Annotated in this window: 12 protein-coding genes; 8 read left to right on the top strand and 4 right to left on the bottom strand. The window is 40.5% G+C overall.

The features are described from left to right. Positions 1-63: 63 nt before the first annotated feature. Positions 64-1230, bottom strand: a complete 1167-nt coding sequence (locus tag HPE56_RS00175) for a trans-sulfuration enzyme family protein (RefSeq protein ID WP_188241761.1) — start codon at positions 1228-1230, stop codon at positions 64-66. Positions 1231-1548: 318 nt separating this feature from the next. Here HPE56_RS00175 and HPE56_RS00170 point away from each other — a divergent pair, with 318 nt between their 5' ends. After that, complete coding sequence (locus HPE56_RS00170; RefSeq protein WP_188241760.1) at positions 1549-2136, top strand: DUF4405 domain-containing protein; 588 nt, start codon at positions 1549-1551, stop codon at positions 2134-2136. A gap of 55 nt (positions 2137-2191) precedes the next feature. Here HPE56_RS00170 and ccsA read toward each other — a convergent pair whose 3' ends face one another. Beyond that, the gene (ccsA, locus tag HPE56_RS00165) at positions 2192-5371 is read right to left on the bottom strand and encodes a cytochrome c biogenesis protein (protein WP_188241759.1); all 3180 of its coding nucleotides are present in this window, start codon (positions 5369-5371) and stop codon (positions 2192-2194) included. 223 nt (positions 5372-5594) lie between these two features. Between ccsA and HPE56_RS00160 the strand changes: the two genes are divergently transcribed. The 7 genes from HPE56_RS00160 to HPE56_RS00130 all read left to right on the top strand — a co-directional run bounded on the left by HPE56_RS00160 (position 5595) and on the right by HPE56_RS00130 (position 13434). Next, on the top strand, positions 5595-6359 hold the full coding sequence (locus HPE56_RS00160; protein ID WP_188241758.1) for a Rossmann-like and DUF2520 domain-containing protein: 765 nt from the start codon (positions 5595-5597) through the stop codon (positions 6357-6359). Continuing rightward, complete coding sequence (locus HPE56_RS00155) at positions 6343-6870, top strand: KdsC family phosphatase (protein ID WP_188241757.1); 528 nt, start codon at positions 6343-6345, stop codon at positions 6868-6870. The genes HPE56_RS00160 and HPE56_RS00155 overlap by 17 nt, the downstream gene beginning before the upstream one ends. 3 nt (positions 6871-6873) lie before the next feature. Further along, complete coding sequence (locus tag HPE56_RS00150) at positions 6874-7461, top strand: Maf family nucleotide pyrophosphatase (RefSeq protein WP_188241756.1); 588 nt, start codon at positions 6874-6876, stop codon at positions 7459-7461. A gap of 33 nt (positions 7462-7494) precedes the next feature. Then, positions 7495-8442, top strand: a complete 948-nt coding sequence (locus HPE56_RS00145; RefSeq protein ID WP_188241755.1) for a septum formation inhibitor Maf — start codon at positions 7495-7497, stop codon at positions 8440-8442. A 1-nt stretch (position 8443) separates the two neighbouring features. Next, entirely contained in the window at positions 8444-8977 is a 534-nt protein-coding gene (locus HPE56_RS00140) for a mechanosensitive ion channel domain-containing protein (protein WP_188241754.1), read from the top strand. Positions 8978-9060: 83 nt separating this feature from the next. Continuing rightward, positions 9061-11592, top strand: coding sequence for a PIG-L family deacetylase (locus tag HPE56_RS00135; RefSeq protein WP_188241753.1), 2532 nt, complete (start codon positions 9061-9063; stop codon positions 11590-11592). Between the two features lie 105 nt (positions 11593-11697). Further along, complete coding sequence (locus tag HPE56_RS00130) at positions 11698-13434, top strand: sodium:solute symporter (RefSeq protein WP_188241752.1); 1737 nt, start codon at positions 11698-11700, stop codon at positions 13432-13434. A gap of 88 nt (positions 13435-13522) precedes the next feature. Here HPE56_RS00130 and HPE56_RS00125 read toward each other — a convergent pair whose 3' ends face one another. Both HPE56_RS00125 and HPE56_RS00120 read right to left on the bottom strand, forming a co-directional pair. Then, positions 13523-16735, bottom strand: a complete 3213-nt coding sequence (locus HPE56_RS00125; protein ID WP_188241751.1) for a glycoside hydrolase family 2 TIM barrel-domain containing protein — start codon at positions 16733-16735, stop codon at positions 13523-13525. A 122-nt stretch (positions 16736-16857) separates the two neighbouring features. Then, a complete protein-coding gene (locus HPE56_RS00120; protein ID WP_188241750.1) occupies positions 16858-17703 on the bottom strand; it encodes a DUF2911 domain-containing protein in 846 nt (281 codons plus the stop codon). Positions 17704-17726 lie beyond the last annotated feature (23 nt).

Genomic DNA, 17726 nt, shown 5'->3' with positions numbered 1-17726 from the left:
TTTGTTCTTTATATATAGATTGCCACTTTCGTGGAAATGATAATTAAAAATCTGTGTGAATGCTTATTGTACATTGACTATGGAAGGACTCCTCACCTGTGCTAAGGCATGTTCAATATCAGCAATCAAATCCTCAGGTTCCTCAATACCTACCGAGAACCGAATCAATCCGTCAGTTATACCTTGGTTTTTACGTTCTTCAGCCCCTATAAGGGCATGGGAGGTCTGTGCGGGTGATAACACCGTACTTTCGACTCCCGCCAAACTCATGGAAGGTTTTATCAATTGTAGGGCTTTTTGGAACAGGGATGCGTCATATTTTGGATTCAATTCAAAAGAAAGCATTCCCCCAAAGCCACGCATTTGTGATTTGGCCAGTTCATGACCCGGATGGTTGGGTAAACCGGGATAATAAACTTTATCAATTTCGGAATGTCCCTCAAGAAATTCGGCCATATGTTGGGCATTGTTATTTTGGGCCTTGACCCGGATTCCCATGGTTTTTATACTCCGCTCCAAAAGCCAAACGGTGTAATCACTTAAACTACCCCCTAAATTTTTGGCCAATTGGAAGATACGATCCATATTCTCTTCAGTAGACGCAACGGCACCGGCACAAATATCAGAATGTCCACCCATATATTTTGTGGCACTATGAATAATTATATCAATACCAAAATCAATCGGATTTTGATTCACGGGACTTGCGAATGTATTGTCGATCATTGAAACCAATCCATGTTTTTTGGCGATCTTGGATATGGCCGACAAATCGGTAATCGTCAACAACGGATTGGAAGGGGTCTCCACAAAAATAACCTTGGTATTTCCTTTTATTTTTGTCTCGAAATCCTCTGGCTCCAAACCTTCGGTAAAAGAGTATTCAATTCCATATTTGGAAAATTCCTCATTTACGAAATTGTACGTTCCCCCGTAAAGTGATTTTTGGAGCACTATATGATCACCCGCCCTCAGAAATGCCAAAAGCGCTGTACTTATGGCTGCCATACCACTACCAAAAATCATGGCAGCCCCAGCATGTTCAAGTGCCGCTATTTTTTGTGACAAGGCCACCTGGTTCGGGGTATTGAAATACCTAGGATATCGCTTAACTTCAACATCCTCAAAGGCGTATGATGTACTCATGTACAATGGGGAAACGGCTCCCTTAAACTGCTCGTCCTTAATATCCCCCTCATGCGTACAAATGGTATTGATACCTTTTTTCATAGTCACAAAATTAAATTTTTAACGAAAGTTAAAGTTATGAATTTCTTTTGGTCATCCAAGATTTATCAGAAAATGTATCACAGTCAAAGCAGTATGTTAAAAAATGCACAGCACCTATTCCTTATCCCTTCGGAATATCATTGTTTTATCGGCAACTTACTCCATGTTTTCGATAGCCCATATTTTTTGGTACATGATTAAGATCATGTGCCTTTGTTATAAAGCACTCTAATTTTGGGGGGATATTTTTAAGGATGCAGATAGCTTTTCTTCCTTAAAAAAACGCATTACAATTTTAGATTATCCAAATGAATTAAAATGAAAACTCCCACTAAAAATTACATTATCGATATTGTTGCCTTTGTCTGTTTCATCTTTTTGGTTTCAACAGGTGTTATACTATATTACAATCTTCCGAAAGGCAGTGGGCATAGTATTACCATATGGGGTCTGGATCGGCATGAGTGGGGAACTGTCCATTTTTGGATAGCCGTATTGTTTTTATTGGTTTTGGCCCTGCATCTGGTACTGCATTGGCGATGGATCGTAAGCCTAACCAAAGGAAAGAAAACCCCGGATTCAGGTAAAAGGATCGCTTTGGGATTAGTTGGCTTCTTTGCAATCGCGGCACTTGCCATAGCACCGATTATTACCCCGGCTGAAAGTTCCACAACGAATACTAAAAAAGAAAACAGCGGTAATCCTACCTCGTTGAATACCCGATCCATTCGTGGCTCCATGTCTTTGTATGATATAGAACAAGAAACCCAAGTACCTATCTCCTATATGATTGAAAAATTGAACTTACCAAAAGACATTTCCAAGGAAACACCTTTGAAAATGTTAAGAAGTGAATATCATTTCACCATGGAGGACATTCGAATAATCGTAGAGGATTACAAATAACAAAATTTACCGTATTTGTCTAAGGCACATCATTATGCAAGGAATTGTTTATATCTTATTTCTTTTCATAATTCACTTTATAGCGCCAGTAACTGATTACCCCTAGAAGTGCTACCCCAAAAACGGTATACCAAATAAAAACAGGTGTTATTACCTGTGCCCCACTGGCATAACTATGTAGGCCAACCAAATAGAAATTAACCCCAAAGTAGGTCATCATAATACTGCCAAAGGCGACCACACTCAAAAAGTTAAAAAGCCATTTACCTCGCATTCCCGGTACTAATCGGGTATGTATAACAAATGCATATACCATTATTGAAATCAAGGCCCAAGTCTCTTTAGGGTCCCAACCCCAGTAACGCCCCCAACTTTCATTGGCCCATTGTCCTCCTAAAAAGTTACCAATGGTAAGCATGACCAAACCGACCATTAAGGCCAATTCATTGATTATGGTCAACTCCTTAAGATTGATCTGCATTCGCTTTTTATTTTTCTTGGTGGTAAGCATTATCAAAAGAAGCGAGACCACCCCTAATATCATACCTACGGTCAACGGACCGTAACTACCGACAATAACCGCAACATGGATCATCAACCAATAACTATCCAATACAGGTACTAAATTGGCAATGGCAGGATCGACCCAGCTCTGGTGGGCAATCCATAATAACATGGCTGTTACAAAGGCCGAGGCCGCTATGGTCATATCACTTTTACGGCCCAATAGTAATCCCATACCCATTGTGGCCCAAGAAACATAAAGAATACTTTCATAGGCATCACTCCAAGGTGCATGGCCAGAAATGTACCAACGCATGACCAGGCCAGCCGTATGCCATAGGAAAAGGATCATGATCGTACCTTTAAAGAAATAGGTGCCTATACGCCATAGTTCACGGTCTTTGAATATCTGGAAGATCAAAATAAAGAACATTAATATACCTCCCATGGCGTATAGCTTATATAGGTGGTTAAAGATGTTCAGTTTATTGAATATCACTTCAGCATTGATCTTGGCTTCCGAGGGAATAACCTCACTACCGTGGTTAATCTGATTTTGTTTGAAGGCCGCCAATAGTTTATCGGCCTCGGTATAATCCTTACTGTCCATGGCTTTGTTCAAGGACATAAGGTAATAAGGCAAGGCATTTTTAATAAAATTGGAGTACAGGCTATCGGTCACCTGATATTGCCCCCCTCGATATTCAATGGCAGAAACCCATTTGTTGTTCTCATCGTTCAATAGTGGGAATATTTTCAGGATCTGACCACTCAATGCTTGATCCAAAAGACTTAGTCGAATGTTGGCATCCTTGAAATCCTGCTCAAATTTATTGGGATTGTTCGTGGCTGTTGCTTCCCTAAGGAATGGCTCTAGTTTATACTGTCCCTTTTCATCGAAGAAATCTATGGCCTTTACATATTTCTGTCCTTTAGGAATACCTATAACCTTACGTATGCTATCGTTCTGGGCTTTTTTGTCCAGGGCGATGAACTCAACATTATACCATAAGGCCGGATTCATCATCATGGATAGGAAAATTTGATCGGCATTCATTTTCCTGAAGGTGTCCCTTAAGCTCAATTTCCGAACCAATTCGGAGGAAAAGGTATTAATCGGTTTCATTCTACCCCCTTCATCCTGTATCACCAATTTTCCAAAGAGCTCCGCATGTTTCGCATCTACGATGTTAGCTGCCAAAACAGAGTCTATCTCTCGTTGTGTAGGGGTTCTGGAATGATCATGGCCATCATTATCGGTATGATCTTGGGCCAAGGAATTCATTGAAAGTCCCAAAATCAAAATCAGGCTCAATGCCGCCTTTTTGGCCTTGATTTTTTCCAAGGATACCGCTAGATCCTGAAAACGCGTTTTTCCAAAGAACATAATACCCATAAGTCCGGTGTATAATAGAAAATAACCAATATAAGTAATCCACGTGCCCCAAAAATCATGATTGACGGAAAGTGTGGTCCCCCGCTCATCAGGATCAAAACCGGATTGGAAGAAACGGTATTTCTTATGGTCCAAAATATGGTTCATATAAATGTCATAGTCAAATGGGCGTTCATCCTCGATCGTTACTTTACTCATAAACGAAGCGTACCCCTTTTCTGTTCCGGGATATTTTTCAGCAATGAAATCATTTAGTCGAATACTGAAAGGTAGTTCATAAACCTTTGAGCCATAGGCCATGGAAAACTCCAATCCCCCCACATTGATTTTTTCTGAAAAATTTGACGTACCCCTACCCCCCAATAATTTTTGTTGAACGGTTTCCCCATTGGTACTCACTTCGATCACCAAGGCATCTTGGCTCATAGGTGTCACTTGTGCATCGGGGATCTTCACTATGTCATAGGTACCTTTAATAATCGGTTCAGGAATTACAAATTGCATGCCGGCGGTATTGTATAAGGATCGTAGTTCCAAGGTTTGTAAACTATCCTTTAATAAAACACCTTGAAATTGATCGGCCATTCGCATATAACTGCCCTCAAAAGGTGATTTTATCTGATAAGTTCCATCGTTGGAAAAGATATTTATGGCCCCATCGGTCTCTTTGTTCAAGGAAACCAATATGTTGTGTATACTGGCTACTTGTCCATTCTCCAGGAAGTGTTCATGACGCTGCCCATCACCGGCCTCAACGATTTTTAGGTATTCCTTTCCATTTTCATCCGGAACCAAACCTCTTTCGGCCCCTTTAATGAAACCGGCATAGGAAATGGTCAATGGCTGTCCGTTAAAATCATTATGCCAGGGTAGATTCGACTTTAAGGCTTCCGGTGTCACGATAAGGTCATCCTCCAATACTTTCCTTCGGGGTTCCCCATTGATCTTTCCATCGATATTGACGGTAAGAAAGGTCTTATCGGAATAAAACACATTTTCCGATTGTCCCTCCCGAATGGGCATCATTCCCTCAAAACTGATATATCGTGTCACAAAAGCCCCAAGAATGATCAATATCCACGATAAATGTAATAACAAGACCGGCCATTTTTCTTTTCTAAAAAGTTTGTATTTGGATATGTTTCCTATAAAATTGATAACGAAGAATACCATGATCAATTCGAACCAGGTCGTATTGTATATCCAAATTCGGGCTGTTTCCGTACTATACCAACTTTCGATAAAAGTACCAAAGGCCATCGCTGTTGCAAAAACTATAAATAAAACCGCCATTAAGCGGGTAGAGAAGAATATTTTCTTGAATAAATCTTTCATAAGCGCATCATACCAAATTAACCGGAGTGGGCAAAAATAAGGTATTTTAAATACAATAAAGGTGCTTTTAACATAGCGCTGTTTTTTTCTACATCATGCCAACAATACTCTTTTTATCTAGAAGCGCTATCCAATTATGATCATGGAAATTATAAATGTAGCCACGGTTTCGATACTTCTTAAATTGCTTCAACAAGAATAATTATATCACTATTTTCGCAGTATGATTAACGTAGTAATCCTAGGGACTGGTAATGTGGCCAAACATCTATTGGATGTTTTCATGACCCATGATGGGATAAAAGTCGTCCAGGTTTATGGTCGGAACCAAAAAGCCTTATCCGTATTTGGAAAATTCGTACCAATCACTTCGGATATCTCCAAGATAATCCCTGCGGATATTTATATTATGGCCGTCAGCGATGATGCCATCGTTGAAATTGCAAGTCGTTTGGATCTGAAGGAAGGATTATTGGTCCATACCTCCGGAAGTATTCCCATGAAATCGTTGCCCAAAAAGAACAGACGTGGAATCTTCTACCCTTTACAAACCTTTACTGTGGGTAGAACCGTTGATTTTAAGGAAATTCCGATTTGTATTGAGGCTGAGGACGATACGGATTATGATATTTTGAAACAATTGGCCTCGATCATTTCGAATAAAGTTGTTGGCATGGATTCAAAACAGAGAAAATCATTGCATTTAGCGGCTGTAATGGCAAATAACTTCACCAACCATATGTATTTTCTGTCGAATGAATTTTGCGAACAAAAGGGTGTTCCTTTTGATTTATTGCACCCTTTGATCAAGGAAACGGCCCATAAGATACAAGACCTTGCCCCCTACGATGCCCAAACAGGACCTGCGCGTAGAAATGATAAAGGAACCCTGAAAAAGCATTTAGCCCAATTAAAGAATAAAAACCACAAAGAATTATATAGACTATTGAGTAAATCGATAAGAAAGACCTATGGAAAAAAATTATAAGCAATACTTAAAGGATATTACCACCTTCGTTTTTGATGTTGATGGGGTTTTCACGGATGGTTCTGTTTTAGTGACCTCACAAGGTGAATTATTGCGTAAGATGAGTGTTAAGGATGGTTTTGCCCTTAAAACCGCCATAAAAAAAGGTTATAATGTATGTATTATAACAGGAGGTACCAATGAAGGGGTAAAAGCAAGATTAAAGGCATTGGGTGTAACTACCTTCTATATGGGGGCACACAATAAAGCAGAACCCCTTGATGAATATTTGGATGTATATGGGATTGCCCCGGAAAATGTCCTCTATATGGGAGATGACCTACCAGACATTGCCCCAATGAAAATGATAGCCCTACCTACCTGTCCCCAGGACGCAGTACAGGAAGTTAAGTCGGTCTGTAAATATATTTCCCATATAAACGGAGGTGAAGGCTGCGTGCGTGATGTCCTGGAGCAAGTATTAAAAGTGCGTGGCGATTGGTTTGATGATTTTAGCGAAGCCCAAGCCTAAGCTATGTGGAAAGATAAATTAAAAGATTATACGATAATCCTTGCTTCAGGCTCTCCCAGAAGAAAGCAATTTTTCAAGGATATGGACCTTGAATTTGAAATACGCTTAAAGGAGGTTGACGAGGTCTATCCCCCAAATTTAAAGGGAAGTGAAATATCCGATTATTTGGCGGAATTAAAAGCCAAGGCTTTAAAGGACAGTTTAACCGACAAGGAAATATTGATTACCTCCGACACGGTTGTTTGGCATAAAGGCGTATCCTTGGCAAAACCTGCCGACAAGGAAGAAGCGGTTTCTATGTTAAGGACCTTGTCCAACGGATGGCACGATGTAATCACATCTGTAAGTTTCACGACCCAAACCGTACAAAAGACCGTGAACCATACAACAAACGTCAAATTCAAAGACCTTAGCCTTGAGGAAATCCTGTACTATATTGAAAATTATCATCCGTACGACAAAGCCGGTGGATATGGTATTCAGGAATGGATCGGACTCATCGGGATTGAGGAAATAAAAGGTTCCCACTCCAATGTTGTTGGTCTTCCCACGCATTTGGTCTATGAAACGTTAATGAATATGGTCGATTAAACGAGTTTCAGTAGTTTTATATAAAACAAGCCTATGAAAAAACGGATAAAACCAGCATCAGCTGTTATCCTTTTTGCGATGACCATGATACTACTTGGTTCTTGCAAGGATAAAAATTTCACCAAGCCTACGGCGTTATCGGTAACCGATACCGTAGAAAAGGAAGTGCCCAAAAAACCATTATCCAAAGAATTCAAGGAGTATTGGTATTCAGGAAATGCGGAAATAACATCGTATTCCTTGGAGCAGGCCCGATATGGGGAACTACGGGAAGGTAAAGCCGTACTTATTTATGTGACGGAGCCTTTTTTAAAGGAGAAACAAGTGAAAGCAGAACAAAGTGATCCTTCGAATATTCCTGTTTTAAAATTGAACAGTACAAAAAAGTATCTTACGGGGATTTACCCTTATTCCATTATGAGCAGTAGTTTTTATCCCGTATATGATAACCAACATGCCATTAAGGTCACTTTTTCCGCCCAAGAATGGTGTGGACAGGTTTTTGCACAATTGAACAATCGTGAAAAATACAATGTGAAGTCATTTTCCTATTTTGAAAGGGAGGGTGATAAGGATATCACCTTAGAAAAAGAAGTACTTGAAAATGAGTTATGGAATAAAATAAGGATCGATCCATCCAGCCTACCCCTAGGTGACTTTAAATTGATCCCCTCCCTTGAATATATTCGAATGTCGCACACGGTTTTGAAACCCTATGAGGCACAAGCTTCCTTGACGCTGGACAATGGCATCAATACGTATAAAATACATTACCCCGAATTGAAAAGAACTCTTGAAATCCATTTTACATCGACCTTTCCATACACGATAGAGGGTTGGTCCGATTCATTTAAAAGTGGTTTTGGGGACAAGGCTAAAACCATGGTTTCCAAGGCAACGAAAATTAAAACTTTAAAGACACCCTACTGGCGGCAAAATGGAAATAAGCATTTATCTTTGCGCGATACTTTAGGACTTTAACATGGAAGCATTCATTGTCGACAACCATCAAGAAATCGTGGCAACGGTTATAACGCTTGTTGTATTGGCGGTTTTAAACTTTATTAGCACAAAAGCCATTCGGAAAATAGGTCGTATCAGTGACCTGAACCAAGCCCGGACCCGATTGATCATAAAATATGTGTCTATTGGACTATTAGCGATAGGTATTGGGGCATTGACTTTTATCTGGGGGGTGAATTTCAAGGAAATCGGATTATTGCTATCCTCGGTATTCGCCGTCATTGGGGTAGCCCTTTTCGCTTCCTGGTCGATTTTGAGCAATATTACCGCTGGAATTATCCTATTTTTCTCTTTCCCTTTTAAAATCGGGGACCGTATTCGAATATTGGACAGTGACTTTCCTGAGGAAGCCGATATTTTGGATATAAAGGCCTTTCATGTTTATTTAAGAAAGGACAATGGGGAATTGGTGACCTACCCCAATAGTCTTTTGTTACAAAAAGGGGTGGCTTTAATCGCAAAGAATACGGTTGTTGATGACGATACACTCTAATTTACCATCCTGTTAAAGAAAATGTAAATGTTCCCTGTTGGTGGTATATCTTTATATCTTTGGAAACCATCTAAAACAACAACATGCGAAAGTTATTGGTATCCTTCTTAGGAATCCTTTTATTATGTAATACAACCCTTGCCCAAGCGCCAAAAAAAAATTCTTCCTCTAGTATTTACCATGCCATCCAAAAATTGAACTTTTTGGGATCTGCATTATATATAGCCGCACACCCCGATGATGAAAACACAAGGCTGATATCATATCTATCCAATGAGGTAAAAGCCAATACCGCCTATTTATCCCTTACGCGTGGGGATGGGGGGCAAAACCTAATTGGACCGGAGTTACGTGAACTATTAGGGGTATTGCGAACACAAGAACTTTTGGCTGCACGTCGTATCGATGGTAGCCAGCAATTTTTTAGCCGGGCTGTCGATTTTGGCTATTCAAAGCATCCGAATGAAACCCTAGAGATATGGAACAAGGAAGCTGTCCTTGGTGATGTTGTCCGAATGATCCGTAAATTCAAACCCGATGTGATCATCAATAGATTCGACCACAGAACCCCCGGATCTACCCATGGCCACCATACATCCTCGGCCATGTTAAGTGTCGAAGCCTTTGATCTTGCGGCGAACCCTAACTCCTACCCCGATCAATTGAATAGATTGGACGTATGGAAACCTTCGAGATTGTTTTTTAATACCTCATGGTGGTTTTATGGGAGTCAAGAAAAATTCGAGGCTGCGGACAAAACTAAAATGCTCGGATTTGATATTGGGGTTTACTATCCTATGCTAGGGGTTTCGAACAATGAAATTGCCTCCTTGGCGAGTAGCCAACACCGATGCCAAGGTTTTGGGAGGTTGAATACCCGGGGAAGCGAAATGGAATATATTGAATTGTTAAAAGGTGATTTACCGGAAGATAAAAACAATGTATTCGATGGTATAAACACGACTTGGTCCCGCGTTGAAGGTGGCAAGGCCATTGGGGATATCCTTTATGGCATTGAACAAAACTTCAATTTTAAAAATCCAACAACACACATAAAAAAATTAGTAGAGGCCTATCAATTGATCCAGAAAATTCCCGATACCCATTGGAGGGACCTGAAATCAAAAGAGCTACAAACAATAATCGCTTCAATCACAGGATTGTACCTAGAGGCTTCCTCAGCAAATGCCTCTGCCTACCCCGGTAGTACCGCTGACATCAATATTGAAGTGTTGAACCGCAGTCAAGTTGATATAAAACTGAGATCTGTCACCATTGGGAATACCAAGGCCAAGGAAAAAGATTTGGTTCTTTCCAATAATGAGAAGAAAGAACTTAAACTTGCATTGCCGATTCCAGAAAACAGTTCCTATACGAGTCCTTATTGGTTGAACAAGAAGGGTACCCTGGGAATGTATACGGTTGAAAACCCCGAATTGATCGGGAATCCGGAAACACCGCCAGCTTTTCAAGCAAAATTCAATATAGAGATTGAAGGGTATCCGATGACAATCAGTAAGCCTGTTGTACATCGTTACTCAAAACCGGATTATGGTGAATTATACCGTCCTTTCGATATTTTACCCGAAGTTACGGCCCGTTTTCAGGACAAGGTATTGATTTTTGCCGATGGTAAACCCAAAAAGGTTCCTATTACCATTACGGCCCATCAGGACAATATCAAAGGGGAAATCGTTTTTTGTTATTCCAATGGATGGAAGGTGGATCGGGAAACAAGGCCTTTTGAAATTTCCAAAAAGGGTGATGAACAAATTGTGTCCTTTGAATTAACACCCCCTGAAAATGAGGATGAGAGTTTCATTGCCCCCATCATCAAGGTCCATGGAAAGGAAATATCCAAAGAATTGGTGACCATAGCTTACGACCATATTCCGACACAATCGGTCTTATTGCCCTCAGAAGCCAAAGTCGTGCGCTTGAATATCGAAAAAGTTGGGGAACATATCGGTTATATAGCCGGTGCAGGTGATGAAGTACCGAAAAGTTTGGAACAGATCGGGTATCAAGTGCATACCATCGACCCAAGTTCGATAAATGCTGAAACTTTAAGTAAGTATGGTGCGATTGTTGTGGGAATACGGGCATATAATGTAGTGCCTGAAATGAAGTTTAAACAAAAATATCTTTTTGATTACGTATCGAACGGTGGCAACTTGATTCTACAGTACAATACGGCCGGAAGATGGGATAAACAATATGAGGATATCGCCCCTTTTCCATTGAAATTATCAAGGGACAGGGTGACCAACGAGGATTCCAAAGTTGAAATCATTGCCAAGGACCATGAATTGGTCAACTATCCCAATAAGATAACCAATAAGGATTTTGAAGGCTGGGTGCAAGAACGCGGTCTTTATTTCCCTAATGAATGGGACGGGCATTTTACCCCTATCCTATCGATGGGTGATAAAGGGGAAACGGCAAAAAAGGGTAGTCTTTTGATTGCGCCCTACGGAAAAGGGAATTACATTTATACGGGACTTAGTTTTTTCAGGGAGTTACCGGCAGGTGTTCCTGGAGCCTATAAGCTATTTGCAAATATGTTATCTGTCGGTAAGAAGAATGTTGAACATATGGCCAAAATAAAAGATTGATTATGCATGACCGCCTTATTTGGAAAAAAGAATATACACTTGTGTTGATATTGAATATCATCTACATTTTGATTTTTAGTTATATAATGACCGCTTTTATGTAATATGGGGACTATAGATTGGGTAATTCTTTCGGGTACACTTTTATTCATCGTGGTTTACGGTGTCTGGAAAACCCGTGGAAGCAAGGATGTCGATGACTATGTAAGAGGTGGCGGCCAATCCAAATGGTGGACGATTGGACTTTCCGTCATGGCCACACAGGCCAGTGCCATTACTTTTTTATCCACTCCAGGCCAAGCTTTTCATGATGGGATGGGCTTTGTACAGTTCTATTTTGGATTGCCTTTGGCAATGATCATCATTTGCCTTGTTTTTGTTCCGATATACCATAAATTAAAGGTCTACACCGCCTATGAGTTTTTAGAGAAACGCTTTGATATCAAAACACGTTCGCTGGCGGCCATCTTGTTTTTGATTCAGCGAGGCTTGGCTGCAGGGATAACGATTTTTGCACCTTCTATTATACTTTCTGCTGTTCTTGGATGGGATCTACGCACCTTGAACATTATTATTGGCACCTTGGTGATTATTTACACTGTTTCTGGGGGTACCAAAGCGGTGAGCGTCACCCAAAAACATCAAATGTTCATTATTATTACCGGAATGTTTATGGCCTTTTTCTTTATATTAGGGTATTTACCTAATGATATAGGACTCGGCAAGGCTTTAAAAATTGCTGGGGCCAGTGATAAGCTCAATATTTTGGATTTTAGTTTCGATACCAAAAGCAGATATACTTTTTGGAGTGGTATCACCGGTGGATTGTTTTTGGCTTTAGCCTATTTCGGAACCGATCAAAGTCAGGTTCAACGATACCTATCCGGAAAATCGGTTAGGGAAAGTCAATTAGGCCTAGTTTTTAATGGGATATTCAAGATTCCCATGCAATTTTTCATCCTCTTGGTCGGGGTCATGGTTTTCGTTTTCTATCAGTACAATCCTTCGCCCTTGAATTTCAATCCCGCTGCAACCAAGGTGGTCCTGAATTCTGAATATGCCTCTGATTACAAGGTTTTGCAGCAACGCCAAGTTGAATTGGAATCGGAAAAGGTGATTGCCCAGAATAAATTTGCCATAGCGCTTGATCTTAAGGAATATACGACCATAGAAGCGGCCAAAGCGCAAATGATAGGAATCAATAGAAAGGATAGCACCAATAGGGTGGCCGCAAAAGCACTGATCAACCTCGCTGATGATTCGATTGAAACCAATGATAAGGATTATGTATTCATACATTTTATTCTCAATAACCTTCCCACGGGACTTATAGGCCTGTTATTGGCGGTGATTTTGTCCGCAGCCATGTCTTCCACGGCCTCGGAACTGAACGCATTGGGTACTATCACGGCATTGGATCTGTATAAACGGGGTAAAGCCTCAAAAAACCTCTCTGATAAGCATTATGTAATGGTTTCCAAAGGGTTTACGCTCATGTGGGGTATAATTGCTATTATCATCGCTTGTATAGCCCATCTTTTTGACAACTTGATCCAATTGGTGAATATCATTGGGAGCATATTCTATGGAAATGTCCTGGGTATTTTTCTTTTGGCGTTCTTCTTTAAATATGTGAAAGGGAATGCGGTTTTCATCGCTGCCATACTGACACAGGTGTTGGTATGTATCACGTATTACAACCTGATACATATATATCCTGCAGGTCAGGAAAAATTGGGTTATTTATGGTTGAACTTTATTGGGGCGGCATTGGTGATAATCTTCGCCCTAATCTTTGAGGCTTTTGATAGATTGCTGAAAAATCCACCCATTCAACCGTAGTAACCACTGAACTTATAGTATTCCATCGCCTTAGGTAATTTGAATACCTAAGGCCATGTTCATGAAATCATTTTATTCGGGTATATTGCTATTTCATGGGTTTTATGACATAACTATAAGAACGATTTTCCGGTTGGATCTGATAAGTATCCAAAGCCATTAATCCCCAACTATTATCACCCCCTACTCCCATTTGCCTATAGTCAATATTGATATTGACCAAATCGCGTTTTACAATATCAATGGTGTGCCTTTGCTGTTTGCTTTTCCCTGCGTCAAAATCATTATTGTATTGGTGATGGGCACTAAAATCGAACAACTGGGGTGCATAGATTTTCATACCCTGACCTTTTTCATTTGCAAAAGTAACCCATCTAATATCCGATCTATTACCATTTTCCTGTGGACGGATGTAGGGATAGTATAAATCATCAACAGAAGCCTTATAACTACCTACCAACGCCCCTGTCTTACGATCCTGATAATTCTCATGGGGTCCCCTACCGTACCACTGCACCTGTTGATATTCATTATTAATGATAAAATTGGTACCGAATCTAGGCAATACCGGTAATTCTTTGGATAACCCTGATAACTCGGTGGTGACCCTGATTTCGCCTTGATCATTGATGTCATAGGTAATCCCTAACCTTGCCTGTGGCCCGTTAAGTTCATAATCCGATTTAATCTGGATGGTACCATTTTCTATTTTAAAGGTATTCGCACTTAATTTCAGGGCATCGATGACCTGTTCCCCACTTATGGAATTCATGGAGACTTGCAATAACTTTTGATTTTCCGTGGCATCTTTCCAAACCCCTAGTTTTTTGGGCATATCATATCCAAAATCATTGTCTGTCGTTGCCCTCCAGAAATTTGCGGTAATCCCTTTTAATAAAATATTGCCATTACCGTAGTCTATAGAGGTCAATGCCCCTTTTTCCGCATCGAACCGGACTTCAAAACCTTCCCCGCTAATAATTACATCATTATTTTTGGAAACAATATCAATGCCATTATTCCTATTGGCCTTGATGAATTTTTCAGGTGTATAGGGTTTAAGCTGGAATTGTTCGTAGGCGATTATATGATTCGCAGGCACTAGGGCACTGGCAGCCTTGGTATGGGCAGTAAGATTCAAAAAATACTCGGCTTTTGGATCATCCAATTTTGGTAAATCAATTTTTATTGTTTTTGACCCACCAGGGAGAATATCCATAGTAGGGAGATCACCTGAAGCGATTTCCGTTCCGTTTTTAACCAATTTCCAATTAAAACCAAACTGACTCAGGTTTATAAAATCATAGCCGTTATGTATGGTTACGATACCTTTTTTGGCATCATCGGCTTTGAATTTCACATATTGGTACACTTTCTTTACCTCGTGTAAGGAAGGATGGGCCGTCCTATCCGGATTTACTAATCCGTTTAGGCAAAAGTTTCCATCATTTTGAAAATCCTTACCTCCCAAATCCCCACCATAGGCCCAATATTCCTGACCATCCTCTGTTTTGGTCAACAACCCTTGATCGACCCAATCCCAGATAAATCCACCTTGTAGCACTTCATACTTTTCGATGACATCCCAATATTCCTGCAGGTTCCCTACACTATTTCCCATGGCATGGGCGTATTCACATTGGATCAAGGGTCTTTTGGGATTATTTTCGGCGTATTTCACCATATCCGGGATTTCCATGTACATAGGGGCCTGTATATCGGTGTTTTCGTAATGTGTAGCCCCTTCATACTGAACAGGACGCGTTGCATCGTGACTTTTCAACCAGGCATAGGTAGCATAAAAATTGGCCCCGTTACCGGACTCATTACCCAAAGACCAGGTAATGATACTGGCATGGTTCTTATCCCTTTCAAACATGCGCATGGTCCGATCTAAGTGCATGGCTTTCCATTGGGGAAGATAAGAAGGATGCGTTTTTTGGGTTTTTATGTCCGCATCCAAACCCTGATTGGTAGCCCCCATTCCATGTATTTCGATATTGGCCTCATCAATAACATAAAAGCCATAGGTATCGCACATTCTATAAAAATGGGGATTCTTGGGGTAATGGCTGCAACGAATGGCATTAAGGTTATTTTGTTTCATAACCGTGAGGTCCTTCAACGTAAGTTCCTCGGTGACCACATGTCCTGTTTTATCATTATGGTCATGGAGATTGGCCCCTTTCAATAGCACCGCCTTACCATTAACCATAAATTGATTGTTCTTTATCTCGACTTTCCTAAAACCAACCTTAACAGAGGTTGCCTCAGAAACCGATCCATCCTTATTGGTCAGGCTGATCAACAATGTATAGAGGTTTGGGGTTTCGGCATTCCATGTTCTTACATTCGGTATTTCTTTTTCAAAAGCCAGTTCAACAAGACCTGCATCACCTTTTATGGGTTTGGCTTCCGTATAAACCTCAGTATCCCCCTCCAATAATTTCACTTCCGCTTGTACCGCTTTATTTTCCGCCGCTTGATTGATTTTCAATTGCAGTCCAAATACACCATCCTTATAATCATTATCCAAATCCGCTGTTACCCTAATATCCTTTAAGGTTGATTTTGGAGTAGCATAAACGTAGACATCCCGATCAATACCACTTAATCGCCAAAAGTCCTGATCTTCCAAATAACTTGCATCCGACCAACGCAATACCTGTATGGCCAACGCGTTTTTTCCCTGCTTGGCAAGTTTAGTGATATTATAGGCGGCAGGAGTCTTACTTCCCTCATTATAACCTACCATTTCCCCGTTTAGCCAAACGTACATGGCACCACTAACGCCTTCAAAATGAAGATAGATTTCTTTGTCGTTCCACGTATCCGGGATATCAAATTCACGTTTATAACTACCTACGGGATTGATTTCATGGGGAATGTAAGGTGGATTTGCCGGAAACATATACGTGATATTGGTATAGAAAGGAATCCCGTGTCCTTGTATTTCCCAGTTTGAAGGAACCGATATCGTATCCCATCCCGTAAGATCAAAATCGTTTTTATAGAAATCCACAGGTCTTTTCATTGGATTTTCCGCAAAATAAAAATCCCATTTACCGTTTAATGACCGGTATAGTGGGGATTGTTCCCAACTTTCATTCGCTAGGGCATCCTTCGTATTGGTGTATCTATAAAACGAAGCCACGGGAGCTTCCCTATTGATTTCGAATATTTCAGGGTTTTCCCATTCCGGGTTCTCCCATTTTTCCGCTGAATAAGTGGGTTTTTCAATTGGTTTTTGGTAAGAAAATTGGATAATTAAAATAGCGAGGTAAACGAAATTCTTATGCATGGTCTTCTGAGGAATAGTGAAACTATAAATTTACTACATCCCTGAATATTATTGTCCATTATAGCATAAAAAAACCCTGACAATAGCGTCAGGGTTTCTGTAATATACTATGGAATGGATTTTTACATACCACCCCACTCCTTTAAGGAGTCCTTGTTCATTTTAACGTAATCCGCATTACCAGCTTTTTCAGCTGCTGCCAAAGATTTTTTAGCTGTCGCAATTGCGCCTTTTTTGTCCCCTGCCTTAGCTTGTATCAAGGATTGTTGTCTTAATTGCCAAAAAGCGGGTTCTTCGATCATTGCCATGGCTTTGTCCATAAATTCCTTAGCCTTGTTGATGTCCTTATCCGTTGACGAATAATAGACAGCGGCCGCAAAGTAATCGTCGGCACTGGGGCCGTTGATGACTTTCTCAATATTTTGCATCACCGTGGCATCGGTAGGAACCTCGAATTTTACACCCACATAGGTCTTTTCCCAAAGTATACCCAAGGTAGCGGCATCATTGCTTATTTCATCGATTACAATCATAAAGGATTCAACGTCCATGGGCATGGTCAGAACCTCTACGGTTGTTTTGGCAGCTACTTTGCTATCATCCCACTGCTGTGGTGTTCCCCAATTTTCGGTGTCCGAATAAAAGATCACTTCCCAAGAAGTTTCCCCTGGTTTAGTGAAAATGGCATAAGAACCCGCCTTAAGTTCTTGACCACCAATAGTAACATCGGTACTAAAATCGATAGTGGTGTTCTTGTTGGCACCTGTTCTCCAAAGTTTGTCATAAGGCACCAAATCACCAAAAATAGTCCTACCGCGCATTGCCGGTCTTGAATACGCTACGGTTACATCGGTTAAACCAACCGTTTGCTTTAATGTCGATGAAGGACTCGGCTGTGGCGTTTTTATCTGGGCTTCGATTGAAAAGGAAGCCAAGGCCACGCATACTAATACTAGAAATTTTTTCATTTTGTTGTTGAATTATAGTTTTT

Origin of the sequence: Maribacter aquimaris (assembly GCF_014596745.1) — a bacterium.
In the GTDB taxonomy this organism is placed as follows: Bacteria; Bacteroidota; Bacteroidia; order Flavobacteriales; family Flavobacteriaceae; genus Maribacter_A; species Maribacter_A aquimaris.
The sequence above is the reverse complement of the archived record's forward strand: the minus strand, read 5'-3'. Positions and strand labels throughout refer to the sequence as shown.